The sequence below is a fragment of the Novosphingobium sp. NFX11 genome (assembly GCF_057376415.1).
This window is the reverse complement of sequence record NZ_CP080386.1, coordinates 503,825-529,167: the sequence shown is the minus strand read 5'-3', so window position 1 is coordinate 529,167 and position 25,343 is coordinate 503,825. Positions and strand designations below refer to the sequence as shown.

The 25,343-nt window shown below is 61.8% G+C and carries 24 protein-coding genes and 3 pseudogenes; 11 read left to right on the top strand and 16 right to left on the bottom strand.

All coding sequences use genetic code 11. From position 1 onward, the window contains the following. Window positions 1–323 precede the first annotated feature (323 nt). The 6 genes from KZO24_RS29225 to KZO24_RS29200 are packed head-to-tail and all read left to right on the top strand — an operon-like array spanning window position 324 to window position 6,271. Window positions 324–1,178: a DUF6361 family protein gene (locus tag KZO24_RS29225; protein WP_486487867.1), complete on the top strand. Its 855-nt coding sequence runs from the start codon at window positions 324–326 to the stop codon at window positions 1,176–1,178. Beyond that, on the top strand, window positions 1,163–1,513 hold the full coding sequence (locus KZO24_RS29220; protein ID WP_486487866.1) for a hypothetical protein: 351 nt from the start codon (window positions 1,163–1,165) through the stop codon (window positions 1,511–1,513). Before KZO24_RS29225 ends, KZO24_RS29220 begins: the two co-directional genes overlap by 16 nt. Further along, window positions 1,510–3,309 carry a phospholipase D-like domain-containing protein gene (locus KZO24_RS29215; RefSeq protein WP_486487865.1) on the top strand — a complete coding sequence of 600 codons (1,800 nt, stop codon included), beginning with the start codon at window positions 1,510–1,512 and terminating at the stop codon, window positions 3,307–3,309. The genes KZO24_RS29220 and KZO24_RS29215 overlap by 4 nt, the downstream gene beginning before the upstream one ends. Next, complete coding sequence (locus KZO24_RS29210) at window positions 3,309–4,376, top strand: DEAD/DEAH box helicase family protein (RefSeq protein WP_486487864.1); 1,068 nt, start codon at window positions 3,309–3,311, stop codon at window positions 4,374–4,376. Before KZO24_RS29215 ends, KZO24_RS29210 begins: the two co-directional genes overlap by 1 nt. After that, on the top strand, window positions 4,291–5,697 hold the full coding sequence (locus tag KZO24_RS29205; protein WP_486487863.1) for a hypothetical protein: 1,407 nt from the start codon (window positions 4,291–4,293) through the stop codon (window positions 5,695–5,697). Before KZO24_RS29210 ends, KZO24_RS29205 begins: the two co-directional genes overlap by 86 nt. Before the next feature lie 43 nt (window positions 5,698–5,740). Further along, window positions 5,741–6,271, top strand: a complete 531-nt coding sequence (locus KZO24_RS29200) for a hypothetical protein (protein WP_486487862.1) — start codon at window positions 5,741–5,743, stop codon at window positions 6,269–6,271. Here KZO24_RS29200 and KZO24_RS29195 read toward each other — a convergent pair. Together KZO24_RS29195 and KZO24_RS29190 are read right to left on the bottom strand one after the other, a co-directional pair. Continuing rightward, window positions 6,256–7,194, bottom strand: a complete 939-nt coding sequence (locus KZO24_RS29195; RefSeq protein WP_486487861.1) for an IS630 family transposase — start codon at window positions 7,192–7,194, stop codon at window positions 6,256–6,258. The genes KZO24_RS29200 and KZO24_RS29195 overlap by 16 nt on opposite strands. Before the next feature lie 480 nt (window positions 7,195–7,674). Then, window positions 7,675–8,556, bottom strand: coding sequence for a sensor histidine kinase (locus KZO24_RS29190; RefSeq protein ID WP_486487860.1), 882 nt, complete (start codon window positions 8,554–8,556; stop codon window positions 7,675–7,677). 599 nt (window positions 8,557–9,155) lie between these two features. On the opposite strand from KZO24_RS29190, the gene KZO24_RS29185 reads away from it, so the two are divergent. Next, entirely contained in the window at window positions 9,156–9,509 is a 354-nt protein-coding gene (locus KZO24_RS29185) for a hypothetical protein (RefSeq protein ID WP_486487859.1), read from the top strand. Between the two features lie 7 nt (window positions 9,510–9,516). After that, the gene (locus KZO24_RS29180; protein ID WP_486487858.1) at window positions 9,517–10,032 is read left to right on the top strand and encodes a hypothetical protein; all 516 of its coding nucleotides are present in this window, start codon (window positions 9,517–9,519) and stop codon (window positions 10,030–10,032) included. A gap of 437 nt (window positions 10,033–10,469) precedes the next feature. Here KZO24_RS29180 and KZO24_RS29175 read toward each other — a convergent pair whose 3' ends face one another. The 9 genes and pseudogenes from KZO24_RS29175 to KZO24_RS29135 form a co-directional block, all read right to left on the bottom strand. Further along, a complete protein-coding gene (locus KZO24_RS29175; protein WP_211151051.1) occupies window positions 10,470–12,107 on the bottom strand; it encodes an FAD-binding protein in 1,638 nt (545 codons plus the stop codon). 93 nt (window positions 12,108–12,200) lie between these two features. Next, window positions 12,201–12,605, bottom strand: a complete 405-nt coding sequence (locus tag KZO24_RS29170; RefSeq protein ID WP_211151070.1) for a nuclear transport factor 2 family protein — start codon at window positions 12,603–12,605, stop codon at window positions 12,201–12,203. Window positions 12,606–12,624: 19 nt separating this feature from the next. Next, complete coding sequence (locus tag KZO24_RS29165) at window positions 12,625–13,371, bottom strand: SDR family oxidoreductase (RefSeq protein ID WP_211151052.1); 747 nt, start codon at window positions 13,369–13,371, stop codon at window positions 12,625–12,627. Window positions 13,372–13,400: 29 nt separating this feature from the next. Next, window positions 13,401–14,606 carry an aromatic ring-hydroxylating oxygenase subunit alpha gene (locus KZO24_RS29160; protein WP_486487857.1) on the bottom strand — a complete coding sequence of 402 codons (1,206 nt, stop codon included), beginning with the start codon at window positions 14,604–14,606 and terminating at the stop codon, window positions 13,401–13,403. Window positions 14,607–14,778: 172 nt separating this feature from the next. Next, window positions 14,779–15,075 carry a nuclear transport factor 2 family protein gene (locus KZO24_RS29155; protein WP_486487856.1) on the bottom strand — a complete coding sequence of 99 codons (297 nt, stop codon included), beginning with the start codon at window positions 15,073–15,075 and terminating at the stop codon, window positions 14,779–14,781. Between the two features lie 61 nt (window positions 15,076–15,136). Further along, window positions 15,137–15,181 (bottom strand): annotated as a pseudogene (locus KZO24_RS29150) (hypothetical protein); the annotation flags it as partial. A gap of 126 nt (window positions 15,182–15,307) precedes the next feature. Next, a complete protein-coding gene (locus KZO24_RS29145) occupies window positions 15,308–17,236 on the bottom strand; it encodes a TonB-dependent receptor (protein WP_486487855.1) in 1,929 nt (642 codons plus the stop codon). 371 nt (window positions 17,237–17,607) lie between these two features. Then, window positions 17,608–18,411, bottom strand: a complete 804-nt coding sequence (locus KZO24_RS29140; RefSeq protein ID WP_486487854.1) for a TetR/AcrR family transcriptional regulator — start codon at window positions 18,409–18,411, stop codon at window positions 17,608–17,610. 126 nt (window positions 18,412–18,537) lie between these two features. Then, the gene (locus tag KZO24_RS29135; protein WP_486487853.1) at window positions 18,538–19,914 is read right to left on the bottom strand and encodes an IS701 family transposase; all 1,377 of its coding nucleotides are present in this window, start codon (window positions 19,912–19,914) and stop codon (window positions 18,538–18,540) included. A 105-nt stretch (window positions 19,915–20,019) separates the two neighbouring features. Here KZO24_RS29135 and KZO24_RS29130 point away from each other — a divergent pair, with 105 nt between their 5' ends. From KZO24_RS29130 to KZO24_RS29120, 3 genes and pseudogenes are all read left to right on the top strand, one after another. Then, on the top strand, window positions 20,020–20,304 hold the full coding sequence (locus tag KZO24_RS29130) for a hypothetical protein (protein WP_036528601.1): 285 nt from the start codon (window positions 20,020–20,022) through the stop codon (window positions 20,302–20,304). 100 nt (window positions 20,305–20,404) lie between these two features. Further along, a pseudogene (locus KZO24_RS29125) lies at window positions 20,405–21,239 on the top strand (IS5 family transposase). 351 nt (window positions 21,240–21,590) lie between these two features. Then, a pseudogene (locus tag KZO24_RS29120) lies at window positions 21,591–21,764 on the top strand (transposase); the annotation flags it as partial. A gap of 14 nt (window positions 21,765–21,778) precedes the next feature. Here the strand turns inward: KZO24_RS29120 and KZO24_RS29115 are convergent. From KZO24_RS29115 to KZO24_RS29095, 5 genes are all read right to left on the bottom strand, one after another. Then, the gene (locus tag KZO24_RS29115) at window positions 21,779–22,684 is read right to left on the bottom strand and encodes an SDR family oxidoreductase (protein ID WP_486487852.1); all 906 of its coding nucleotides are present in this window, start codon (window positions 22,682–22,684) and stop codon (window positions 21,779–21,781) included. 84 nt (window positions 22,685–22,768) lie between these two features. Further along, window positions 22,769–23,902, bottom strand: a complete 1,134-nt coding sequence (locus KZO24_RS29110; RefSeq protein WP_486487851.1) for an NADH:flavin oxidoreductase — start codon at window positions 23,900–23,902, stop codon at window positions 22,769–22,771. Window positions 23,903–23,996: 94 nt separating this feature from the next. Next, on the bottom strand, window positions 23,997–24,299 hold the full coding sequence (locus tag KZO24_RS29105; RefSeq protein WP_486487850.1) for a putative quinol monooxygenase: 303 nt from the start codon (window positions 24,297–24,299) through the stop codon (window positions 23,997–23,999). An 83-nt stretch (window positions 24,300–24,382) separates the two neighbouring features. Next, window positions 24,383–24,793: an EthD domain-containing protein gene (locus KZO24_RS29100; RefSeq protein WP_486487849.1), complete on the bottom strand. Its 411-nt coding sequence runs from the start codon at window positions 24,791–24,793 to the stop codon at window positions 24,383–24,385. A gap of 48 nt (window positions 24,794–24,841) precedes the next feature. Beyond that, window positions 24,842–25,258 carry a nuclear transport factor 2 family protein gene (locus KZO24_RS29095; RefSeq protein ID WP_486487848.1) on the bottom strand — a complete coding sequence of 139 codons (417 nt, stop codon included), beginning with the start codon at window positions 25,256–25,258 and terminating at the stop codon, window positions 24,842–24,844. Window positions 25,259–25,343: the final 85 nt, after the last annotated feature.

The following is a 25,343-nucleotide window of genomic DNA, read 5'->3' as shown; positions in this document are numbered from 1 at the left end:
ATACCCCCAGTGCACAGATTGCATGGAAGTGGCCGCCTTTCAATCACGTTAAAACGGACAATCACATAACCTCGCTCTGCTTACCCCGCCACCGCCTGTTTCGACGCCGCGGTGCCTTCCATCAAATTCAGCACGGCCAATAGATCAGCCACAACCGTTTGAAAAGAATGGACTTAGATGCGCCTAGCTTTCGGGCAGATCGGTTCAAACAGGTTGATGGGCTTATTCGGGGCCTCAATTCCAATGCAATGACACGAACTCTTGATCTATAAGGGAATGATGCGCAGACGGGCCTAGTTTGCCGCCCCAGCGTAGGAGATCCGATGACCATCTATCCCACCATCGGATGGTTCATGCTATCGGAGGCTGATCGAGACGCGGCCCACCGCTTCCTGGCCAAGCTGTCGTCGGACGGGACACGCGACGAGCTCGGCTTTGCCCCTATCCATTTCGCCTTCGCCGACCGTTTTTTCCCAGGTACCTCGGTCCAGCATCAGCAACTGCGCTATGTGTTCTTCGTCGCCTGGACCTATCAGGAGTTGCTCGCCGAGAGCGGCGGGGGTGGCTTCGACCGGGAAAGGCTGTTCGAGGTTGAGCGCCGTTACTCACTTCGCCTCATGGAGGGCGTCCCGCAGCTTCAGAACTCCGGCATCTCGGGCTGGATGAAGTATCAGGCGAAGGAGCGCCCGGTCGTCCGCGCTAGCACGATCTACTGGACGGCACTGCGTTCGTGGCAGATCGCGGGCCCCGTCGCGGGCCTCTGCGAAGCCCCGACGGAATCCCAGTTGCAGGCCGCCTGGCCTAGGCTCCTATTGAGGGACGACAGCGACGTGTTCAACACGTCGGTCGCCGACCTCTTCAACGACATCCCCCGTGCGCCTGATGGCTGGAGGCGCAAATCCGGCCCCCTCGACTTTGAGCTCCGCGACGTGGAGGCGGACTACATCCGTCGAAAGTGGCGGCACGCCGGACCAGGCGGGACCCGTCCGCTGCTCAGCCGCCTCGCCGAAGCCGGCGTATCCACGGAATCACTCTGGTCGCGGAAGGTGCGGGACGTGGCCTCCCCGACGAGCGGGAGCTGCTTGCGCTGGCCCGGAGGGCGGCATCGGTTGCATGCATCGCGCGCGCGGCATACGCCGCACTCGTCGAGGCGAAGCGCAACGTGGACTTCGATGTAGGCGAACGGCTTCACGCCGACGCGTTGCCCAAGCTCGTTGCCAAGCACCGCGAGGCCGCACTGGAGACCGACCTCGGCGCCCTGCGAGCGGCGACCCGCATGGATGGCAACCTGACGCGGTTCGTGGAGGAGGTGCTCGAATGGATCCGCTCCGCCGGCGCGCTGGATGGCATCGCCCGAGCGCTCGAGACCCGCGAGCGCGAACTCAAGCGGGAGCGTGCCTACTTGCTAAACGCCAAGCGGAGGGCGGAATGGCGCAAGGGCGTCGCGACCCCACTTGACTATAGGTGGCCCGTCGTTCGGGAGATGATCATGCGGGTCGGAGCAGCGGGATGAGTTTCGACCCCAACAACCGTGTATCCGTTTTCGGCGCTCTCCGGCCGGACGTTGGGCAGTCCGTCTCGCGAGCCGTCGTCGCGACCTACTCGCTCGACCTCGTCGCGCTGCTCGGACTTGTCCTGGCCCTAGGCGGTGATGGCGAGGCCGAATTCGAGAACTCGCCGCTCGGCCTGGTGAAGGCCTTCGACGGCGTGCGCGGGCGGCTCCGCGTCCTTCACCAAGTGGGGCGGATCGTCGCGCCGCGAGCACACCGGTCGATCTTGCCGCTGCTGGACACGATGGTGGAGGCGATCCCCGCAAACGAACGACGTCAAAGCTGGCATCCGAAGGTGGCACTCGTCCGATACGACGGCGATCCGGTTCAGTGGCGCTTCTGGATCGGTAGTCGCAACCTGACCGGCTCGCGCGACCTCGACGCCGGCCTGCTTCTAGTCTCCTCCCGCGACAAGGCAGCGCGTCCGGTCCCAGATATCGCCAAACTGGCGCAAGGCCTCCTCGTTGAGGGCGCGTTCACCGCGGCCGAGCTTCAAGAGCTTCGCGCCGCGCGATGGCTGGCTCCCGCTGGCATAGCCGTTCGGCACCTACTGTGGCGCAGGCCGGGCGGCAACCTGCCCTTCATCCCCGCGCCGCTGCTGGACCGGGCGGATATGGTCAGCGCGGTCAGCCCCTTCATTGACAGGACGGGGTTGCGAGAGGTGTTGCGTGATGGGCCGTCGCGGGTAACCCTGCTGACCAGCGACGTGTCGGCCAGCGGATGCGCGCCACTATCCGGGATGGATTTCCGGACGGGATCGGCGCCCGAGCCGGAGACCACCGTCTCGGTCGAGCACCAAACAGAAGACATGACGGCAGAGTTCACCGAGCAGCCGCCCGCAGGCGTTCACGCCAAGCTTATCGCTGCAACGAAGGGGAAGCGGTCGGCTATCATGCTAGGCAGCGCGAACCTCACGAAGCGCGGACTGCTCGGCCCTAATGCCGAGGCGGTCGCCATCCTCGACATCACGGACACCGGTCTGGCTAGCTCGCTGCACCGCTTCGTGCAGTCCGGCTTCGAGTTCGACTCGTCACGGGTGGACGAGGAGCTCGCCGAGCGCGAGGAAAGCCAGCGGCAGCTCGACGAGCGGATTGCCCTCCTGCTCGAGTGCGAACTTGGCCTCGAATACGGGGACCGCGGCCTGGCGCTCACCATTGGCGACGGCGCAGACGCCGCGCTCGCGTCAGCGCGGTTCGAGGTCGCGCCGTTCCTCGAACCCGACGCCTGGGTCCGGATCGAGACCGGCATGCGGAGCGTCCAGCTTCTGCGCGACAGCGTGGTGCCAAGCGAGCAGACCTCTCTCATCTCGTTCCGCGCGACGAGCCTGACGGATCCGTCGATGCAGCGGTCCTGGGTGCTCTCACTGCCGGTCTCGGGTCTCGATCATGACCGGCGCGACCTGGCGCTTCTCGCCAGATACGTAGGGGCCAGCAGGTTTCGGGACTGGCTCAGGTCGCAGCTCGACGGCCTCGACGGCACTGCCGGCGAGCGGTGGTCCGACGGACCGCCGCAGAGCCGTGACGGCGAGACCTGTCGCATCCCTGAGATGTTCACTTTGGAAACGATGCTGTCGGCATGGGCGCGCGATCCCCGGGGCTTCGAGCGACGCACGGCCAGCATGATGGCGATGCTCGACTCCTTCCGCGAGACATTCGAGGAACTGACCGACGAGGAGGAGCGGCGCGCGGCGCTCGCCGACCTGTTAGAGGTCCAGCCTTTCCTGCAGGCCGTCCACGACGCCGTCCATGGAGGCGCCTAATGGAGCTCGCACCCTTCCAGCACCACACCGTCGCAGTGGCTAGCGAGGTCCTCAAGGCCGAAGGCCCACGGCGCTTCCTGGTGGCGGACGAGGTCGGCCTCGGGAAGACCGTCATCGCCCGCACGATCGCCCAGCGGCTGCAGACGGGACGCAAGCGGCTTAACGTGATGTATCTTTGCCCGAGCCTCGAGATAGCCGGACAGAACCGGCCGAAGTTCGTCTCGCTCACCGAGATCAAGCCCGACGAATACGATCCCGGCGGCGACCGCCTCGCGCTGGTCCCGGGCTGGCTGCCCACCGAGGGGAACGGCTTCCGGGTGTTCACTTTCACCCCGGAGACGAGTCTGCCCGGATGGAAGCCAGGCCCCAGGACTGGCCGGAAGGCGGAGCGCGAGCTCATCCGCTCGGCGCTAGATCGGTTCCCAGCTCTGCTGGCGGTCGTCAAGCGGCTCGACAAGGAACGCGCGGCCGGCGGACGGCGCCTGCTCGCCGACCGTGGTGACCTGACGGGCTTCACCCGCGTCGGGATCGAGCGGGCGATGCGAGACGTCTTCGACTGCCAATCCGGGAGCGTCGAGAAGGCGGCGATCAAGTGGCTTGAGCGGGACGACGTCGACGTCGTTGAGTTCGTCGGCCGCTTCCGATCGGTCCTCGCGCTGGCGGCGCTGCGTCTCAGGACGGTGAAGCCAGATCTCGTCGTCCTTGACGAGTTCCACAGATACGCGGACCTCATCATCCCTAAGGCCGAGACGTCGAACTTACCACTCAAGCAGGAGCGGGCGCGTATCCACCGCCTCTTGGTGGACGCGCTCCTCGGCGGTGACGAGCGGCCGGCAGTGCTGCTGCTGTCGGCCACACCCTACCGTCTGCGACGCCTCGGCGGCGACGAGATCCACGCTGTCGACCACTACCGGTCGCTTATCGACCCTGGCCGGCTTCCTCGCCGACGACGATGGCCGCCGCGACGCGGTCGAGGACGCGATGCGCGACTACCACCGGGCCCTGCAGACGACAGGCACGCGGGAGTCGATCCGGGCGTCGGTGCTCGCCGCCAAGGAGAGACTTGAGGCGCTCCTCCGCCCATTGATGGCGCGGACTGAACGCGCCCTGGTGCACAAGGACGACCTGTTCGACCGCGTGAACCAGCAGGTATCGGTCGAGACCCAGGACCTTGTCGTGTTCAAGCACTTCGCCGAGACCGCCGGACCGGAGTTCGCCGGCTGGGCGCCGGCGATTTGGACTTCAATCCCATATCCGGCGCAGACGATGCACGGCTACAAAGTCTGGAAGTCCTTCAAGGCCGCCAATCCCGCCCCGATAGAGGCCGGAAGCGGCAAGGGCGGCCTGGCCCACCCCCAGCTGCGCCATCTCGTCCAACTAGTCGGAGATCAGGCCCACCTGTCGCTGCCGTGGCAGCCGCCGACCGTGGCCTGGTGGCGGCTTGAGGGCCCATGGTCCGGCAGGCGGCTGCTACCCGGCAAGACCCTCCTGTTCAGCAGGTGGCGCGGCGCGCCGACCGCCATCTCGGCGCTTCTGGCCATCAACCTGTCCGGCGGACTGCGCAAGCCGAAGGAGAAGGCGCCCGTTCCCCTTCTGCGGCCTGGCGGCAGCGAGACCGGCGCGCTGGTCGGGCTCTTCATGCCTTGGCCCAATCTACCACTCGCAATCGAACCGCAGAAGGTCGGGGGTACGACGCTCGGGAGCGTACGGGCGGATGCCCGCCGTCAACTCGAGGTTTATTTGCGGGCCCGGCGGATCCGCCTCGACGGAACGGAGAAGCGCCCGACTTGGATAGTGGCGGCCGGGATCGAGCGCGAGATAAACGGGATCACGTACCAGCGCGTGTCCTCGCTCGCCGCCAAAGCCAGCAGGGGCGAAAAGGCCAAGAACTGGTCCAGCCTGCCCAAGATCAACCGGATATCGCCTGCCGAGCTTGTGGCGCTCAGCGACCACCTTTTGTCATCGCCCGGCTCGATTCTGGCGCGATGCCTAGTGCGCCACGAGGTGCCGCAGGACCGGCCCCGCGACCGCCAGCGGGCCTTCGCGTTCTCATGGGAGAGCCTTCGGCCCTATCTCGGCCATCGTGCCTTCGCAGAGCTCATCCAGTCGTCCTCGAAGCGGAAGCGCTATCCCGATGCGCTCACCGATGCAATGCTGAAGGGCGGCTTTGAGGCTGTACTGGATGAGCAAATGTGCCTGCTCTCTAGGCTTGGCGACGCCGAGGGGATCGAGATCGTCGAGCAGTTGTCGGCGAGCCTGCTTGACCGTCCGGGCTTGGTCCGGTTCCGGCGGGGCAGGACCAACCACCGCGTGCCTGTGCAGGCAGTGACCCCATTCGCTGGGGGAGCAGAGCCGGGGAGGGAGGAAGGGCGGCAAGCGCCTGCGTAGCGACACCCTGCGTCGCGCGTTCAACTCACCCTTCTGGCCGCACATGCTTTGCACGACTTCGATAGGCCAGGAGGGGCTAGACTTCCACCTGTGGTGCGGCCGGATCGTCCACTGGGACCTGCCGGGGGACCCGGTCGACTTCGAGCAGCGCGAGGGGCGCATCGCGCGATACGGGAGCCTCGCGGTTCGTCGCTCACTTGCCCGGGAGCACGGCACGCCCTCGCTCGCGGCCGCGCGCGGCACGAGCCCGTTCGGTGAGCTGATCTCGCTGGCCAGGAGGGTGGATAGCGACCGCACGGGACTCGAGCGATGGTGGCTTCCGGCCGAAGGCCGTCCAACCAGCGTCAGCTTCGACTGGCGGTTTAGCCACCGTGCCGCCCGACGCGATCGCATGCTCGAAGACCTGCTCTACTACCGGCTAGCGCTGGGGCAGCCAGATCCCGACGCCTTCATCGCGATGCTCCGCCGCGTCGGGGCGGACGAGAACGGAGGACGGGAACTCGCGATCGACCTCTCCGCGATCTCGCGGGTTTCGGTCGACGCTAGAGCGGTTTTCGATCATTCTGGTTCATAGCCACACGATCTGAAGTAGTTGGCGCATTCCTGAGGCTGGAAGATATCGACGAGTTTGCCGATCAAGCTCCACAGGCCGCTGACCGTTCGCTCGCCCGCTTTACGGAGCATGGCCTTCAGGCGGGAGAACGCTTTCTCGATCGGGTTGAAGTCTGGGCTGTAGGGCGGGAGAAAGCGCAGGGTTGCGCCTGCAGCCTCGATGAGCACCTGTACCGATGCGCGCTTATGGCTCGACAGGTTGTCCATGATGACGACGTCGCCGGGTCGCAGTTCGGGGAGAAGGACCTGAGCGACATAGGCTTCGAACCAGTCGCCGTTGATCGGCCCATCGAGCACCATGGGTGCGACCATGCCAGTCATGCGCAGGCCGGCGACCAGGGTGGTGGTTTTGCGGTGGCCGTGCGGGAAGCCCATCCGCAGTCGCTCGCCTTTCGGGCAACGTCCGTGGCTGCGGGTCATATTGGTCGCGGTCCAGGTTTCGTCGATGAAGACCAGGCGCTCCGGTTCGAGATCGAGTTGACCCTCGAACCAGTCCTGACGCTGTTTCAGGACGTCTGGTCGATCTTGCTCTATCGCATGGCCTGTCTTTTTGCGCGTCAGGCCACGGCGAACAAAAAAGCGATGTAGCCCGGCCACGGAAACGGCCATGCCCTTGTCCGCAAGCGCCAGACGCAGTTCCTCAAGGGTGATGTCCCTGCGCTCCTCCCAAATGGCCAGAATGTCCGCTGCCCGCTCTTCCATCCGCCGTGAGCGCATATCCCCGCCGCGCGGCTTTGGGGCTATGTCACCCGTCTCGCGCTGCTGTGCCCGCCAGCGGACCGCCGTTGATGGTGCAACACCGAACCGGGCCGCCGCAGCACGGCAACTCGATCCACTGTCCACCGCTGCCAACAGCCGAGTGCGCAAATCCATCGAAAGAGCCATCTATGCTGGCCTCCTTCACCAGCACAGATCCTGAATCAGAAATCGCGCCCGAAGGGAATCCCAGGCCGATTCAGAACGGTCGAAAACCGCTCTAAATGACCAGGAGTGGTTTGTGCGGATTTCGCGGTTAGCGATGGTCCGCTCATCGTTCACCGCGTTCCGTTCCCGGCCAATCCTTAGACTCCAGTATAAGAAAGCGGACAGAGAGCTGCTGCGGACGGAAAATCGGTGGCTGAACGATCGGAAAGGTCGTGATGACCTGCTCAGTGGATGGACAAGTGCGGGCAGCTGCCGCCATTGTTCACCAAACCGCAACTAGTGCACCTTTGACCCATGAAAGTTACCGACCCAATTTGCCTGCCATTAGCATCTTAGAAGCGCCTGAAGGAAACGTCTTCACATGTGTCCCGCATGCAATCAACTTCGATGCGGCGGAGATCGAGGAGATCCAAGACTTCTGGCCGATGGAACTGTGATTCGTTATCTGAGACCTCGATCGAGATCGTAGTCCCCAAATTGCTGCATGAATCCCTTTATCATCCTAGCTACTCCCTGCGACGTATCTGTCGGCATAACGATGACTGGACGTTTGCCGAGTGCTGCTACCGCAGCACAGGTCCTCAAGATATCTCCGCGGTCACTGTAAGTAACCCCTTCTGGAGGAAGGATAAAAACTAAATCGCAATCCGCAACACGATTGAGCTCTGAAGTGCTCGATCTGTTGCCCCATGAAACGATCTCGGCGTCGACGAAGCAGTGGGTCAACATCATGAGATCCACCCGAGATTTGACGGCCGCTATTGTCGTTCGGTTACCAGTGGGGCCGTACTGATGATTTATAAGCAGCCGCCCGGATAAGCGTTGCTCAATCTCGCGGACGGCTGCTGCTCCGCCATCCCCGTCGGCGCGCTCTGGTAAGGCGCGGCAATCGAATTTTGCCCCGTCGTCTTGTACTACAAAGCGCCGAGCCTCCACGGTTATGGTCGCGGCTGTAGCTTCGCCATGCCGTAGTGCGTTGCTAACTATTTCGATTACCAAGTCGCGTGCTGCTGTCGCGACATCGTCACCCCAAGACAGAAATGCCCCGGACTCGACGAACAGCTCACGGATTTTTGCGCGCGAGCCGGTGAGTTTCCGGACTTCGAGTCCCATCGGCGCGAGAGCGTTGAGATCAGGGTCATCATTGCTGAGCACGGCCGGTCGGGCCAGCATCTGGGACAGCTGCGCGCGGCGGATCGCCAACGCCTTCCACGCGCTAAGCGCCTCCACAGTGTAGGTCGCGTCGTCAGCGTCGATCAACTTGCCGTGATGTGTGCAGCACCAAATTCCATTTTCTGGCGATCGACGAACATCGTCGGACATCGTAGGATCCACTCGCCGGGCAGCGGGACCGTCCGCAGCGGCGACGATGTGACAGCCGATCCCGGTATCCGACACCGAGCCTGGTGACTCATGCGAAGGGCCGAAGCAAGGGATCAGGCAGCCTGGGAATGCGCAGCAATTGGCCGCCTCGCGCGCAAGGCTATTGCGTGTGGCCTTAGTGAAGTCGGCACCGCCGCGTCCAGCGCGAGCGACCTTTTTCGGTTTCACATCCATGCCGCGCCTCTAACCATCAATGAGCTGGCAGCGGGTGAATTAAATGATGAGACGCCGCCCAGGCACGTTTTTTCGCACGTCGAATGCTGGATATGAAGCAACATAAATTGAACAAACCTCGGGATTTTCATTTCGGCGTAACGCCCTTTTGCACAGGGCGATACCTGAGCGGGATGGATATTCTCCCTATTCCACGATCAAGCAAAGGCCGCAAAGACTAACCCGAGGCCGTATCCCTCCGCGAATGATCTCGGCCAACTGCTGCAGCGGCATGTAAGGGTATCGTTGGGGATGCCGCGCGTGAGCGAGTTGCCTCCTATGGAAGACCGTGACAACCTTGTATTAAGTTTGCTATGGAGCACGCAATGCCTTGGAAAGCTTATGGCCTTCCGCCGATTGACTGGCACTGGGAATATCTGCCGACGGTGGAGGAAATGGCGAAGCGCTTCGCTGCTGACGATGCGGTTCTCGACCTGCATGGAGCGCCGGAATACGAGCCACGAATGCTTCCTGATTTTATGAAGCATTTCGAGATGGCAAAAGAAATGGCATCGGAGGTTGGTTGGGAAGGCGACTGGAAGTCGTATGCTAAGCCCCGCGTGTTTTTCCTGCCGGGCGAGACAAACTTCGATTACGCGTTTGCGTGGAAGCAAGACAATAACGGCACAACTTTCGTGATTTCACCTCAGCCGCTCCCCTGGCTCGACGAGTGGAGCTAGCTGTTCGATGGCATTTGAACCGGCTTTTCTCGGAATATCTGCAGGCGATTGGCTGCAGGCAGGAGCAACCGTCTTTGCAGTTGTCGGAACGATACTCGGAACGCTGCACATCGAGAGGAAGAACCGCGAAGCATTAGACGTTGAGGATATAAATCGTATCACTGAAGTCGTTACAGCCATGCAGCAGGCAGCAGCCGCAATAAGCGCGGGTCTTCCTGATGACGCGACGAAATTTGAGCATTATGCCCAATCGCTAAGTATGCAGACCGCGCTCAGAACCGGGCTCGACATGTATCATTTCGTTCGCGCCGATACGAAGGTGAAGAACCTCAAGTTTTGGCGCACACTTAAAGTGTTGGACGAAGTGCTTACCACCCACGGCAAAACGGTTGAGAACGAACTACGGATTTTCAATGCCGATGGACATCATACTGCCGTGTTCGACATCAATCGCCAGAAAGTGATGGCGGCGGCGGCGCCAATCGACACTGCGGCGCGGGATGTGTTGGCCGCGGCTCCATAATAACCTTTAAATTGATAATCTGAACGACTGAACGGGTTAGGAGACGCCTGATCATCCGCCTCATTGAAAGCTAGCTGCACTAGAGTTGGGTGTCCGTAATTGACAGTCGGCTTGCGGCCGGCCTTCCAAGTGTGGCAAAGGAAAGCCGACGGTCCGCTCCAAGGGGGCGGAAATCGGCGCCTGAATGGCGACAACGGGTCGGAGTAGAAAGGATCGCGGCCAAGCCATCATTCGCGCTGTTGAAGTCGACGCGCCTTACATCGTCACTCATCCCAGCTATCGTGGCTCCATCGCCATATCGCTACCGGGCTCCGCGACTGCGCGCAGTCAGAGTGGGAAGCGGGGCGGTCCGCGACATAGAGGTAGGAAACCGTTTCCAAGCCGGACTCATGCGTTCCGGCGAAGTCACATCCAGTTCAGTGTGCACTAACGACGGTTTAGTTCGTGCTCCTTGAAGCCGCGTGCCGGGCCGCGATGAAGGCGAAGGTGCCGGCCGCCGCGATAGTCGCCCCTGCTCCGGGGTAGGTATATCGGAATGGCGAACCGGCACTGTTTCCGGCAGCGTACAACCCGTGGATCGGGCGATCCTCGTGCGCGAGGACTTGCCCAAGGTCGTTTGTCTTGATGCCGCCGTTGGAGCCGAGATCGCCAGGTCTGATCAAGGCCGCCCAGAACGGCCCCTTGTCGATTCGGCCAAGGCTGGGGTTAGGACGCTGATCCGGATCAGCCCAGTGGCGATCGTATTCCGAAGCGCCGCGATGGAAATCGAGGTCCTCGCCCGTAGCGGCAAAGCCATTGAAGCGCTTGACCTGGCCGTGCAGGATCGCAGGATCCATCCCGCATTGCCGCGCCAGCTCCTCGACGGTGCCGGCTCGTAACAGGAAGCCGTAATCCATCATGCGCTTGCGGACCACCTTGTTCGAAAGTTCGGCGAAAATGTAGCGGCGCAGGAAACGGTCATCCATGACGAGCCAGTGCCTTTCATCGGCCGCGCCGTGGTCGAACATCGTGCGTCCAGCGGTCATGTAATTGGCGGCCTCGTTCATGTATCGCCGTCCCCGAGCATCGACGATCATGCTCCCCGGCAGCGCTCGCAGGCCAAGCGCAAGACCCATCTGGGCGGGAGACACCTGGATGGAGGGCATCCACCAGCGACCCTCCAGCAGTTCCGTGGCGGCGCCAACCGCTCGGGCCGCCTGCAGGGCATCGCCCTGATCTTCGGGAATGGCGTTCGGCCAGCTTCGCTCCGCGCCCTGCAGTTCCTTGCGCAACGCGGCATTGCGCGAAAAACCACCGGCTGCGAGAAGGACGCCAGCGGGCGCCTCCATCCGGCTGCGTGCGCCATCGTGTTCAACGATCACACCGACCACCGCGCCATTCTCTACCACGAGATCCACCAGTCCTGTCGACAGGTGCACCGGGATGCCGAGCCGGTCCACGAGGGCCATGAGAGATGCCACCAGCGCCCGTCCGAGGCCAAGCGGCTTGCGGCCGAGCAGGGTGCTCACCTTGTGCGACAGCGCCACCTTCGCGGCGTTCAGCAGCAGGCCCGGTCCGCGCCACGCCCGCGTAAGGCTTGCCAGCCCTTCGCTGTCGATGGCCGGCATGTCGAGGTCATGCATGCGCATCGTATCGAAGCGTTGGCCAAGTGCCTTGCCGTCGATGACCTCGGATTCCAGCGTCCTGCCGCGACTGCTTCCCGGCACGTCCGGATAATAGTCCGGATGGTCCCTGTTAACTTTCCATGCCACCCCCTCTTCGGCGAGAAATTCGGCCATTGGCCCGACATGGGCGAGGAACGCCTCGGCCTTCTTGATTGCGCGATCGTCGGCGTCCTCGCCGATCAGAGAAAGAACATATTGCCGTGCCGCCTCGGGCGTATCGTCCTTGCCGTCCGCCATGAGGTGATTGTTCGGCACCCACAGCACGCCACCCGAGGTGGCAGTGGTGCCGCCCCAAACATCGGCCTTCTCGATAATGATCGGACGAAGTCCGGCACGATGCGCCGTGATCGCGCCGACGAGACCGGCTGCGCCGCTTCCCACGACAACGAAGTTGGTGTTGCTGATGGTCATCCTCCGGGCACTCCTCGACGCAGGGGCGGGGCCTGCGGTTATTTTTGCGGGCGCTCACACGCTGCCTGTGGGCACAACTACCGTCGAAATGAATCAGGCCGATGCGGCCTTGGCATCTGCGGCGGCGATGAACGATGCGGGATCGAAATAGAACGGCTTGATCTCGCAGCACTTGCCGTCACGGAAACGGAACATCTCGCAGATCCCCGCAGGAGCAAGGGCGGGGTCGGCAAAGCGCAGCGACAGGATCGTCACGGCGTGGTCCTTGCCGGCGGTTGTCTCCACTCGGTCCAGCGCCGCGACGTCGCACAGGCCCATGACGCGGGCATAGAGCTCACGAAGCCCGTCCCTGCCGCGATATTCCCCCGCCATCGGCAGTCCGTCCGCCTCGCGCGCGACGAAGTCCTCGGTCAGCATGTCCGACGCGGTCTCCCAGTCCCCCGCCCCGGTGGCGGCATAGAGGCGGTCCACGAAATCGATCATGTCTTCGGCTGTCATCGTCATAGTCATTCACCTGTCAGTTGATGGTTTCACCGTTGTCGATGACCATGTTGGTCCCGGTGATGTGACGCGATTCATCGGAGGCGAGGAACAGGACCAGGTTCGCGACGTCCGCCGGTACGCCCATGCCGTGATCGCGGTTCTGCTTGAGACCGGGATCGTCGGCATCGAGGGCGGCCACCGCCTGCGCTGTCATGGGCGTGGCGATGCCGCCCGGCGCGATCGAGTTGCAGCGAATGCGATAGGCCTGTTCCTGACAGTGCACCGCGATCGATCGGGTCATGGAGATGATGCCGCCCTTGGCGGCGGCATAGGCGGGGATCGTGGAGATGCCCTTCATCCCGCCGATCGAAGCCATGTTGACGATGGAGCCGCCACCGCTCCGTGCGATGGCGGGGATCGCTGCCCGACAACCCAGGAACGTGCCGTCCAGCATCACTTCCACCTGCAGCTTGTAATCGGCATAGGACAAGTCCTCCACCGAGGCAAAGCGCACGAGGCCAGCGTTGTTGACCAGCACATCGAGCCGGCCGAAATGCGCTATCGTCCGCTCGACGACCTCTTGCCACCGCTGTTCGTCGCGCACGTCGTGGCTGAGGTACAGAGCGTCGGGCAGCTCTGCGGCAAGTTTCTCACCCTGTTCGTCCTGCACGTCGGTGATCACCACGCTGGCGCCTTCGCGCGCCAGGAAGCGGGCGTCTTCCAGCCCCAGTCCCGACGCGCCGCCCGTGACCAGCGCTACCTTCCCTGCTACTCGCCCCATGTCAGTATTCTCCCGTTCGTGACCGGCGCTCAGCGCCGGCCCTCCAGATAGTCGTTGATCACTTCGTGAAAGCGCCGCACCCGCATTTCCTGCCCGGCAAGGTAGCAGTCCTCGAACGCCATCGAACGCAGGCCCTTCTGCTGCGTGACCGCAAGCGAGAGATCCTGTTCGAGGAAGTCACCCTGGGCGATGGTGGTGCGATATTCGCCGAAGTCGCCGGATTCCTGTTCGGCTTCGACGACGGGGCGCATGCCGTAGAGCGTTGCCGCTTCGTTTTGCCCCTCCACCTTTGGCACGAGATACCAGTAGTCGAAGGTCGACCAGTTGGGATCATCCGCGTCGGGCTCGGTCCGAAAGACATGGAGACCTTCAACCGTGGCGGTCAGCGTCAGGTTCGGGAAGCAGGTGTGGTGCATCTGGTCGGTCAGTTCATCATCCGTCAGCGCATCGAAATAGGCGTAGCCGCGTTTCGGCCCCAGCGTGCGGCGGGCCTGCTGGAGAGCGACGCGACCTTCCTGAGCGCGCCCCTCGAAGTCCACCGGGTCGAGGTCCCATTCGCGCAGGACCTGCGCCCACAACGGCTTGACCTGCTGCGCGTCGGGATAGCGACTGGACGGCTGCAGCTTCTCGATCATGCGATTATGTCCGTTGGGGTACATCTCGAAGATCGAGGTCGAGTAGTGATCATCGATCATCGGCTGGAACTGCGGATGGACGACCGGGATGTGGTAGGCCTCGTTGAAGTTGTCCGATGCGAACTTCCAGTTGGTGTTCACCCGCAGCGTGCGCCACACCACACGGGTGTAGTTCTCAAGGTCGCGATTGGCGAACAGCGTGGGAATGGGGTCGAGGTAGTCGAGCAGCGGTTTCGCCTGCGGGTCGAAGGTCCAGAACACGAATCCGCCCCAGGTCTCGCAGCGCAGCTCCTCGAGTCTGAGCTTGCCGCAAGGGTCGCCCTGTGCAAAATCTTCCGGGTCCTGTACCCAGTCCAGCTTGCCGTCGATGCCCCACTTCCAGCCGTGATAGGGGCACGCGAAGCTGCCGTTCACGCCGCCTTCGGACACATTTACAAGACGGTTGCCGCGGTGCATGCATACGTTGAAGAAGGCACGGAGGGCGCCGTCTTCCTGCCGCACCATCATGACCGATTCATGCTTGAACTCATGGACGACGAAATCGCCCGCTTCCTCGAACTGCGAGACGCGCCCGCCAAGGTGCCAGACCTTCTTCCACATGTGCTCCCATTCGCGTTCGGCGAAGTCCTTCGACCAGTACCGATCGCCAGTAATGGCATCGCCGCGTGCGGCGGGCGGCTGCGCGTCCGGATGAGTGGGATAGGAAGGGGGGCTTCAGCGGTGGTGGCCATGGTACCTCTCGCAGATTGAGTGATGAAGGGTTGGGTAGCGCTCAGCGCTCGCCGTGGATCTCGGCAAGCGATCCCGGCAGCGGCATCATCGCGAACATCGAATAGCGATGGCACTTCCAGGTGCCGTCCAGCTGAGCGGCCGCCTCGAAGGTGTACTGGACCTTCACATCCACCGTGTTGCCGTCCTTCGAATGGCCAAGGCCGGTGACGTAAGCGGTCATCGCGGCGGTCGTGCCGTCCCAAACCACGGGGCGGAAGTTGGAGATATAGTGCGCGTGATGGGTCATGTCGGCGAAGACGCCGTCGAAGAAGCGCTGGATCTCCGCGCGTCCATTCATCAGGCAGGCCGATGCGGCTGAAATCGAGCACAGCGTCGTCGGTGAAGAGGTTGAGCAGCTCGTCGATGTCGTCCAGCTTGTCGACCGCGTAGCAGTAGGCGGTCATCAGGTCCTGGAGGGCTGTGCGAACTTCCATCGGCATTGTAGTCATGTTGGTCATCCTGATTTGTCCAAGAAATGAAAAGGCCGACCGCCGCGAGGGAATGGGGGCGTGCGGCCGGCCCCAGCGCCTTCACCAGCGTACCTTGAAGTCCACTCCGTATTCGCGGGGGTTGCCGAGCGAAGCGAGCGTGCCGATGCCCAGCAGAGTCAGCTTCTGGCCGTAATACTTCTCGTTGAAGAGATTGCGCCCCCAGATGCCGATCGACCACTGTTCGCTCTCGGGCGACCATGACAGCGTGGCATTCACAAGATTTACCGGCGTGACCAGTTCGGTCGGCCGGTCCGTGAACGCCGTGTACTTGCTACTGGTGTACGTGTACTGCCCGGTCGCGGTAACCTCGCCCCCGCCCAGTGGCCGAGTGACGGTGATACCTGCCGAAGCATTCCACTTCGGCGCGTTCATCAGCCGATTTCCGGCATAACTCACCGGCACCGTATTGCCCGCGGCATCGAGCACGAATGTGTCATACTTGGTGTAGTAGGCATCGAGATAGGCGATCGCGCCGTTCAGCGTCACGCCTTCTACCGGAATGACCGTAGCCTCCAGTTCGAAGCCCTTGGTCTTGGCACCGCCAGCGTTGCGGATCGCGGCGGAGTTCTTGCCGTCCAGGTAAGTCAGGTTCTGGGTGACCTGCATGTCCTTGTAGTCGTTGTAGAACGCCGCAAGGTTCAGGCGCAGGTGCCGGTCGAACAGGTCCGCCTTGATGCCCACCTCGAAGGTGTCGAGGTGCTCCGGGTCGAACGGTCCGATGTCCTGCGCCACCGCGATGCGCCCGGTGAAGCCGCCCGACTTGAAACCGCGCGCATAATAGCCGTACGCCAGCACCGTATCCGTGGCCTGCCAGTCCAGCCCGATCTTGTAGCCGACGTTGTTCCAGGCCTTCGATCCGGTCGCCACGATCAGGCTGCCGGGGATGATCGGGTCGTCGAATGAGGCGAAGCCGCCTGGCGTGGTGGTGAAGCTGTTGGCGGTGGACGAAAGCGCCGTCGTCTTCTCGTGCGAGTAGCGGATGCCGCCCTGAAGGCGGAGTGCGTCGGTCAGCTGGGCGTAGAGCTGCGCGAAGCCGGAAATCGACCAGTTTTTCTGATGCTGGCGCTGCGGCTGGCCCAGCCCCTGCATGAATCCGTCAAGCTTGGTGCTTTGCCGAAGGTCGTACTCCTGGTCGAAGTAGAACCCGCCGACGATCATCTTGATCGAATCCGTCAGGTCAGCGTGCAGCCGCAGTTCCTGCGAGAACTGGCGCTGGTCGGAAACACGGTGGGTCTGCAGCAGCACGGCGGTCTGCGCATCGTCGTCGCTGTAGAGGTCGTTGTCGTACTTGCGATAGCTGCTGATAGAGACGAGATCGCCGATCCCGGTTGTCAGGTTCTGGGTCAGCGTGACGCTGTACGTGTCGCGGTTGTTGTAGTCGGGCTGGTCGTTGCTCTGTCCGCGGCGGAAGTTGAACCCGGAACCGGTTTCGACCGGGTCGTAGAACAAATCGCCCGGACCCGCGATCATCACGCCGGTCTGGGATCCGTTGCGGGTGCGGTCGTATTCGCCGATCAGCGTGGCGTCATAATCGCCCGCCGTGTACTTCAGGTAACCGCGCAGCGAGGTCATGTCCCGCTTGCCGAGCCGGTGTCCATCGGAATAGGCCCGGAAGAAGCCGTCCGAACCGGTATGCAGAACGCTGATCTTACCTGCGAGCCCTTCCGTGATCGGGAAGTTGAGCGCGGCGTTGATATCCAGCCGGTTATAGTTGCCGTACACGACCTGCGCCTCTCCGCCGAACTTGCCGGTGGGCTGCTTGGTCACCACGTTGACGACCCCGCCCGTGGTATTGGCACCAAACAGGGTGCCCTGCGGACCGCGCAGGATTTCCACCCGCTCGATGTCGAAGAGCGATAGCAGCGCGCCGGTGTTGACGCCGACAGGAACGCCGTCGACCACCACTGAGACGGTCGTGCCGACGTAGGGATCGGCATCGTTCACGCCGACGCCGCGAATGGTGAACACTGCCGAGATCCGGAGAGTTCGAGAACGAATTGATCTGGACGTTGGGAATCGAATTGGCGAGCCCCTGGATGTCCTTGATCTGCGCCCGTTCCAGAGCGATGCCGCTTACCGCAGTGACTGCGATGGGAACACGCTGAAGGCTCTCCGACGTCTTCTGCGCCGTGACCACGATCTCCTCGATACCGCCGCCATCGCCTGACTGATCCATGGGCTTTTCCTGGGCGTTGGCCCCGGACGCTGCCACGATGGCAAACGATGCGGACGCAAGGAAAACGGCACGCGCGCCTGCGCGACTTCCACTCATAATCCTCTCCCTCGATACGATCCGGCTCAACGGTTTCGCTCGTGCGAAACTCGGTCCGATTTCGTGTTTAGTGCAATCGCACTATTTTTTGAGAGGGGACACTGCCGAAATGGCTAGGGGTCTCACGCCCTTCGCCGAGGAGTTCCAGGCAGCCGCCGTAAAGGAATCCTTCAAGTTCATCGTAGTAGCGATGGACCGCCGCCTCGCTTCGCTCTTCGCCGCGCCGGGCGAAGAGGGCGTCGAGGTTGACGTAGACCGACAGGAGATTGGCCTCGATCAGGTGGTAGGCCGAAAGCACGCGGCCGGGAGCCTGCTCCGGAAACAGTTGCAGCAGCATCGCAATGATGCGCTCGTTGAGAGGACGGAAGGCTTCGCCATGGCTGCGCACGTAGTCCGGCTGGCTGAAGCTCATCGTCGCAAGGCCCAGCATCCTGAGGTACCGGTGCCGGCTGGCATCGCCGGAGGCCAGCCAGGTGCGCGACACCAGCAGGACCGCAGCGATCACCGCGCGCAGCCCGACAGGTTCCACTTTCCCGCGCGCCTCCAGGCTCTCAACCGAAGCACGATAGGCTGCCGTCACTTCCGAGAGCCGACGTTCGAGGACCGAGACGATCACGTCCTCCTTGGCTGGGAAGTAGTATTGCACCTGTCCCATCTGGACACCGGCCTCTTCCATGATCTGGCGCAACGAAACGCCGTCAGATCCGCGTTCGGCGAACTGGCGCTCGGCCGCGTCGAGGATCGCCGAACGGGTGCGCTGCCCCTTCGAGGTCAGGGATTTGGTCCGACCGGATGCGCGTCCGATGACGGGGGCGGAGGAAATGGCGGCAGTCATTACGCTCTGATAACGAGCATACGGGCCTGCTAGCAAGACAGCTATAGTTTCCGAAACTACCGTCGTCGGAACCAGCAGAATCGGCCCGTCTTGAACATCGAAGTTTCAGAAAGCGAACTGACAACAGTCGGGAACGGAAAAGCTTAGCTCGACTTTGTACGATCAGGTAGCGAAGCATAGTGCCTGAGCCATACGTTTTAGGCGGGTTGTGGGAATATAGTTCGGTTCTGGGTGCGGCGGGGAGTGTTGATTAATGTCGCCGACCCCGAGTTGGAGACGGGCAGCTCCGATGGCGTCACTGAATGTCAGGTTGGTTTTTCGATACCAGGCGGCGGAATAAGGGGTGCTTTTAATGGTCAACAGATCGCAGGCCCATAGCGATATTAGGCTGTAGAGACCCAGCAGCGCCGGCGTGGTTCGCGCTATGGCTTTGTCGGTCCACTGGCGCTGTGTTTCGACACCAAGGTGAGCGCGGGTTTCTGCAAAGGTGACCTCGATCTGCCATCGGCGGACGTAGAGGGCGATTATCTCGGCGGGCTCGAGGGTGATGTCGGTACTGAAGAAGGCCTGCGGGTCGCGCTTTGCGTCAGGATCGCGAACCAGGACCCAGCGGACCGGCAAGACCGGGGTGCCGGGCCTGTACCATAGGGCGATGTCAGATGTGATCTCGAGCGTCTTGCCGCCCGCATGGCCATACCAGGCAGAGACGAGAATGCTGGTCCAGCGTGTCGCCGGGTTGGCGAGCAGGGTCTTGAGTTTTGGTAATGCTCGCCCTTTCTGTGCGGGGCGCCCCATCGTGCGTGCCGTTCGCCCCGCAGGCTGTGCAAACAAGTTGGCATCGAGCCGCAGTCGGCTGATGAGTGTGGCCCGGCGGACAATTGCATGTGCCAGTTCGTGGACAGCAAAGCTGCTGTCGCCAATGAAGATGATCCGCCGACCCGGCAGCCAGCGAGACAGCTGTAGCGCGCCCTGCCGCGCCCAGTCCGTCAGCAATTTATGACGACAGCCGCGTTGACGGTTCGATCGTTCCGAAGGAGCGAGCAACGTCAAGACTGGCAGCGCTTTGATCAGGCGGGTCCATGACACCGGGGTGAGCACCATAAAACTGAGCCAGCGCAGTCCGCTAGCTTTGACGAAATGGCCGTGACTGGAGCGGACCGGGTCGCGGTAGATACCCCGTGCGGTGATCCGGCGCCCCCATCGCCGCTCAATGGTGTCGTCCATACCGATGACCACAGGACCATCGGGCACGAGCCGTTCGACCACAATGCCCAGTAAACGCCTGGCAACGGCACGGGAGCTCCAGCGGGCGCGGTTGAGGATCTGGTGATAGGTTGCAAAGTTGGCAGCATCGCCCCGGCCGGTCACGCGCAGGCAAGACGTGACGGTCCGTTTGCCCGTGGCCAGCACGCCCCCCATCACAAGAACAAGTACATGCTCCCAACTGGGAGCCGTAAAGCAGGGACGCCATGCCTGCAGCCATTGGCGCAGGATCTGGGGGACGGGATCGCCGATCACGGCCTTGTTCTGGTCCAACATCCCATGCTTCGAGTCCTGACTGAAGCACGTTGCAACGCTTAGGCTGTTGCCATGCGGTGAGATGACTCGGATATGCTGTGACCTGACGGCGGCAATGGATGCACCATGAAAGACGAGGAAATCATTCTGCGCATCGAAACGTTCGACGCGGCCAACGGCGGCGGCGTCGGATGGTATGAGAACAAAGGCGCTTACCATCTCTATCTGCTGGCAACCGAGGCACCGATCGCCCGCCTCAAGCCTGTCGGCACGCGTGACGAAGTCAGGCTCGGCTACTGGTCACACCAGCGAAAATGGGAAAATATCGATGATATGGGCGGATGCGTCTTGCCCCTCGATCAAGCACTCGACCACGTTGCTGAAAACAGCATCTTCTGGACCTGGACCTGACCAAAAACGTACAAAGTCGAGCTAAGAGCCTGCCCCAAAAGTTGTTGAGCAATACCAGTATGTTGTGATTCAGTCCGTCCTGCGAGAGATGGAGTGATCAATGACATGGACTGGTATTGCCCGGCAGGAGCATAGCCGGAAAGGATTGCGCTATTCCAGCGATATGACGGACCGGGAGTGGGAATTGGCGGCACCGTTCATCCCGCCAGCCAAGCGCGGAGGTCGTCGTCGGACGACAGATATGCGCGAAGTAGTGAATGCCTTGCTTTACATAGCAGCCAGCGGCTGAGCTTGGCGGCTTCTGCCCAAATGCTTTCCACCGGTCTCGACTGTGCAGCGCTATTTCTACGCTTGGCGCAACACCGGTTTGCTCGAGGCCATGAACACGATGCTGGTGTTGAACCTGCGCGAGATCGAAGGGCGCGAAGCCTCGCCGAGCGCCGGTGTGATCGACAGCCTGTCAGTGAAAACCACCGAAAGCGGCGGCCCTTGCGGGTATGACGCGGGCAAGAAGATCAAGGGCCGCAAGCGGCATATCCTGACCGACACCTGCGGCTTTCTCATCTTTATCCTCGTCCACACCGCCGACATCCAGGACCGCGACGGTGCCGTCGATGTCCTAAAGGCCGTGCGGAAACGCTTCCCGTGGCTGCGGCATGTTTTTGCCGATGGGGGCTATGCCGGCAACAAGCTCCGTACTGCCCTTGCCGGATCAGGGGCTTGGACGATCGAGATCATAAAGCGTTCGGACAAGGCGAAGGGCTTCCAGGTTCTCCCGCGGCGGTGGGTCGTCGAACGCACCTTCGCATGGCTTGGCCGATGCCGCCGCCTCGCCAAGGATTGGGAAACTACCATCAGAATCCTCCACGGCATGGATAACGATAGCCTCCATCCGCATGCTCACCCGCAGAACTGCAAGGTATTGCTACGCTTGAGAAACTTCTGAGTCAGGCACTAAGCTCGACTTTGTACGATCAGGTAGCGAAGCATAGTGCCTGAGCCATACGTTTTAGGCGGGTTGTGGGAATATAGTTCGGTTCTGGGTGCGGCGGGGAGTGTTGATTAATGTCGCCGACCCAGAGTTGGAGACGGGCAGCTCCGATGGCGTCACTGAATGTCAGGTTGGTTTTTCGATACCAGGCGGCGGAATAAGGGGTGCTTTTAATGGTCAACAGATCGCAGGCCCATAGCGATATTAGCACTACTTTGGCAGAAGTATGATTTTTGGGATTCCCATGACGTCGATTGCGTGATTCATGAGGAGCCAGCTTTGACGGAGGCTGGCGATGGACGAGGACTGGCAGGCAGATCTTGAGCGGTGGCTTGCGCCGTATCTGGAAGGTCTGGGCAACAAGACCCGGCGTCGAATGTGCCCTGCCTATATCGCCGGTTTGATCGGGCCAGGCGATCGCAAGAGCATCCAGCCTATGGCAGCCCGCGGCAGACCATCAGGGCATGATATGGCAGATCTTTATCAAGCTGTGATCGATCCTATCGGCGAAGTGCCTTGCACCGCCAGCGACCAATCCTGCCGCTTCGCCCATTCGCCAATCGTGGACATCCGGACCGGCAACTCGGAAAGCACAGGCGCCATATCCAGCTCGAACGGGCGGTAATCCGAGTGATTGTTGAAAGTGTAGAAGTCGCCCATGGCTTTTCTGTAGGCCGCACGCGTCATGACCGTTCCGTGCAGCACTTCGCCGTGAACCCGCTCGCCCCAATCGTAAGGATCTTCGTACTGGTAGGTGATCGGTTTGCCAAGAACAGTGGTTAGCGTTTGCACCACCTGCTCGACCGGGATCGTTTCGGGCCCGCCGATGATTATGCGCTGTCCGATCAGATCATCCCGCGACAGGGCCGCGGCGACGAACTGGGCCACGTCTTCCATCGCGATCCAGGTCGCCAGCATGCCGGGTCTCTGGCAGTAACGATAGATGCCGTGCTGCACCAGATTCGGCTTGGCGTAGTTGGTCAGCAGATTGTCCATGAACAGGACGGGGCGGAAGATGGTCACGTCCAGACCTGGCTGCGCGATCGCGTCTTCGACGCTCAGGACCGCATCGTAGAACGGCTGACCGCAAGGAGCGTCAGGTACCCACATCATGGAGTTGTGCACCAAGCGGCGCACACCCGCCTGCTTCGCTGCCTCGACCAAGTTGTGCGCGTATGATAGCGAGTTCTCGCCCGCCAGCGACGGAATGGCACTGCAGATAGCGTCCACCCCGGCAAAGGCGGCAGCAAGCAATCCGATATCCGTCAAGTCCCCGTCGACAAGTGTAACGCCAGGGAACTCGTCTCGTGGGAACACGCCGGCGTGGCGCGTGAGGGCACGCACCGAATGGCCTGCGCTCGCCAACTCGCGAACGAGCGCTTGCCCCATCCTGCTGCTGGCGCAGGTTACCGCATATGTCCTGGGCATCTCAGATCCTCTTCTGCTTGCAGTACGCGACGGCCAGGGTGCCGCTCACTCCAGGCGAGCAAGCACTTCGGCCGAGAACGGCCGCAGTTCGTGTTCGGCACCGCGGCGAACCTTCTGCGCCCAATCGGGATCGACGATGAGCGCCCGACCCACCGCGACGAGGTCAAAGTCGCCACGCTCGATCATCTCGCAAAGCTTGTAGAGGTTCGACTCCGACTGGCTGGTCTCGCCGGCGAACGTCGCGACGAACTCCTGCTGAAGCGTAATTGATCCCACTGTAATCGTCGGCTTTCCCGTCAGCTTCTTGACCCAGCCGGCAAGATTGAGCTGCGTGCCGAACTCCGTCTCCCAGAAGCGACGCTGCGAGCAATGGAAGCTGTCGACACCCGCTTCGGCCAGCGGCGCCACGAAGGCTTCCAGCTGCTCGGGCGTATCGGCGAGGCGAACGCCATAGTCCTGCTGCTTCCACTGTGAAATTCGCATGATGATGGGAAAGTCCGGGCCGACCCGGCGGCGCATCTCGCGAACGATGTCGACGGCAAGCCGGGCCCTTTCGGCAAGCTCGCGACCGCCGTAGCGATCCTCGCGCAAGTTGGTGGCGTTCCAAAAGAACTGATCGAGCAGATAGCCATGCGCCGCATGGATCTCGACGCCGTCGAAGCCGATGCGTTGCGCCGACTCAGCTGCCACCACGAACGCTTCGCTGACTTCGTCGATGTCTCGCTGCGTAGCGGGGCTGCCGACTTGCTGCACCGGCTTGCCCATCGAACCGACCATTCCCGAGGGGCCGATCTGGGGCGACGGTTGCGCAGCGGCATCATCGGCTTGGCCGGGTTTTGTCACCTGGCCGACGTGCCACAGCTGCGGTACGATGCGTCCTCCGGCAGCATGAACTTCGTCCGCCACATGCTTCCAGCCGGCAAGAGCTTCCTCGCCGTGGAAGTCGGGCACATTGGGATCGTTTGTGGCGCTCCAATGGGGTATCCAAGTGCCCTCGGTGACGATCAGGCCGACGCCGCCTTCCGCTCGCCGGCGATAGTAGTCGGCCACGTTCTGGCCCGGAATACCTCCGGGAGAGAACGAGCGCGTCATCGGGGCCATGACGATCCGGTTGGGCAGTTCAAGGCCGCCGATCTTGAACGGATCGAAAAGGATCGCATTTCTGGCAGAGTGTTCCATCGTCAATCGAGTTCCCGTCTAAAAGTGCGTAAGGTAGAACAGCGCCTAGTACGTGGCCGCGTGGTCCGCATAAGTGTGATCTCGCGCGGCTGGATCAAATCCTGGCGATGAAGTTGGGCCAGACGCCGGTATGTGCGTGGACGGTCAACTCCTCCACCTTGGCGACATCTCCGCGCTCGGTGCGCCAGGCGATGTACTGTCGATAAGATGGTTCATCGTCCCAGATCTCGACCAAAAGTACACGATTGGGATCCGACCCATGGCGGACGGCCTTCAGGTTCCGAAATCCGGCGAATTGCGCCGTGTTGCGAAGAACTTTGGGCAAGTTCGTGCAGAAGCCATCCGCGAGGCCTGGCTTGAACAGATAGTCGACCGTAATCGTCACGCCTTCATCCACGCTTCTCTCCATCTTATCGTATCGCTACTGGGCCAATACCGTCGTGCTGCCGGTGCCGACCGCCCGCGGCGGCCAACGAAGACCTAATCGAGGTCAGCGACTGCCGCTAGTGAAGTGTCGATCGGTCGGGACGAATGCTCTTCAACCCTCATCAGGATCATGGCCTCAGGGCGGGTATCGAACAAGTTTATCTCATCCGCTCGCAGCCGAGGGCCTATCTGTGGGTCCGCGAAACCTGCCTGCATGCGCTCGTAATCCTCTTGGGTTCTGAACCACAGTTCCGAAATGACGTCGAACTCGGGCACAGGCGCGGCAGCGCCGACGTGGGCGGCGCTATACATGCCATCGGGCAGGATATAGCTTCGCCGATAATCCGCGAACAATCCTGGATAAAGCTTCATGCACAAAGGCGCATGATTGTTTTCGTAATAGTCGATGAATTCTTCCATCGTCATACCGGGCTTGCGCCGGAGGAGGAGAACGACCTTAATCATCGTAATCGCCTTATTTATCATGCTGGTGCAGCAGCACACTGCGATGCTTCAACTTGGCAGAACTTCAGGCTCGAAGCTCTTGCGCAGGGTGCGGCGGTGGATCTTCCAGGCGCCGTCCGACTTGCGGTACCGGTCCTCGTAGAACACCAGATAGCGCGTGCGAGTGCCGTCGATGGTCATCGCCTCGATCAACCCCATGGCCGTGCCCTTGGCATCATCCTGGGACAGACCCTCCACCAGATGGTTCGACATGATGTGCGACATGTGACGCGTGGTTTGCCGCAAAACATGGCCATAGGCGCGCACCGCCTCGTGCCCTTCGTGAAGTCCGAAGTCGAATTCACGTTCGTCGAAGATTACGTCGGGTGTGAACAGCGACACCCACTCATCGACCTGATAGGTATCGATGTATATGGCGTAGCGGTGGCAAAGATCATGGATGGCGATCTTATCTTCTATATTCATCGTTCGCTCCTAGATTGCCGGCTGGGGCGTGGCACTCCTCGTAATAGCGGATGAAATCCTCTCGACTGAGATCGGGCTTGCGCTT

Coding starts and splice junctions, on each gene's coding strand:
- KZO24_RS29115 (WP_486487852.1), bottom strand. CDS start 22,684: ATGGGGCAAGCGCTCGTTCGCGAGTTGGCGAGCGCAGGCCATTCGGTG.
- KZO24_RS29165 (WP_211151052.1), bottom strand. CDS start 13,371: ATGGGGCGAGTAGCAGGGAAGGTAGCGCTGGTCACGGGCGGCGCGTCG.
- KZO24_RS29100 (WP_486487849.1), bottom strand. CDS start 24,793: ATGATTAAGGTCGTTCTCCTCCTCCGGCGCAAGCCCGGTATGACGATG.
- KZO24_RS29110 (WP_486487851.1), bottom strand. CDS start 23,902: ATGGAACACTCTGCCAGAAATGCGATCCTTTTCGATCCGTTCAAGATC.
- KZO24_RS29175 (WP_211151051.1), bottom strand. CDS start 12,107: ATGACCATCAGCAACACCAACTTCGTTGTCGTGGGAAGCGGCGCAGCC.
- KZO24_RS29130 (WP_036528601.1), top strand. CDS start 20,020: ATGAAAGACGAGGAAATCATTCTGCGCATCGAAACGTTCGACGCGGCC.
- KZO24_RS29095 (WP_486487848.1), bottom strand. CDS start 25,258: ATGAATATAGAAGATAAGATCGCCATCCATGATCTTTGCCACCGCTAC.
- KZO24_RS29210 (WP_486487864.1), top strand. CDS start 3,309: ATGGAGCTCGCACCCTTCCAGCACCACACCGTCGCAGTGGCTAGCGAG.
- KZO24_RS29170 (WP_211151070.1), bottom strand. CDS start 12,605: ATGACAGCCGAAGACATGATCGATTTCGTGGACCGCCTCTATGCCGCC.
- KZO24_RS29225 (WP_486487867.1), top strand. CDS start 324: ATGACCATCTATCCCACCATCGGATGGTTCATGCTATCGGAGGCTGAT.
- KZO24_RS29180 (WP_486487858.1), top strand. CDS start 9,517: ATGGCATTTGAACCGGCTTTTCTCGGAATATCTGCAGGCGATTGGCTG.
- KZO24_RS29200 (WP_486487862.1), top strand. CDS start 5,741: ATGCTTTGCACGACTTCGATAGGCCAGGAGGGGCTAGACTTCCACCTG.
- KZO24_RS29135 (WP_486487853.1), bottom strand. CDS start 19,914: ATGTTGGACCAGAACAAGGCCGTGATCGGCGATCCCGTCCCCCAGATC.
- KZO24_RS29190 (WP_486487860.1), bottom strand. CDS start 8,556: ATGTCCGACGATGTTCGTCGATCGCCAGAAAATGGAATTTGGTGCTGC.
- KZO24_RS29185 (WP_486487859.1), top strand. CDS start 9,156: ATGCCTTGGAAAGCTTATGGCCTTCCGCCGATTGACTGGCACTGGGAA.
- KZO24_RS29155 (WP_486487856.1), bottom strand. CDS start 15,075: ATGAATGGACGCGCGGAGATCCAGCGCTTCTTCGACGGCGTCTTCGCC.
- KZO24_RS29195 (WP_486487861.1), bottom strand. CDS start 7,194: ATGGCTCTTTCGATGGATTTGCGCACTCGGCTGTTGGCAGCGGTGGAC.
- KZO24_RS29215 (WP_486487865.1), top strand. CDS start 1,510: ATGAGTTTCGACCCCAACAACCGTGTATCCGTTTTCGGCGCTCTCCGG.
- KZO24_RS29205 (WP_486487863.1), top strand. CDS start 4,291: ATGCGCGACTACCACCGGGCCCTGCAGACGACAGGCACGCGGGAGTCG.
- KZO24_RS29160 (WP_486487857.1), bottom strand. CDS start 14,606: ATGTGGAAGAAGGTCTGGCACCTTGGCGGGCGCGTCTCGCAGTTCGAG.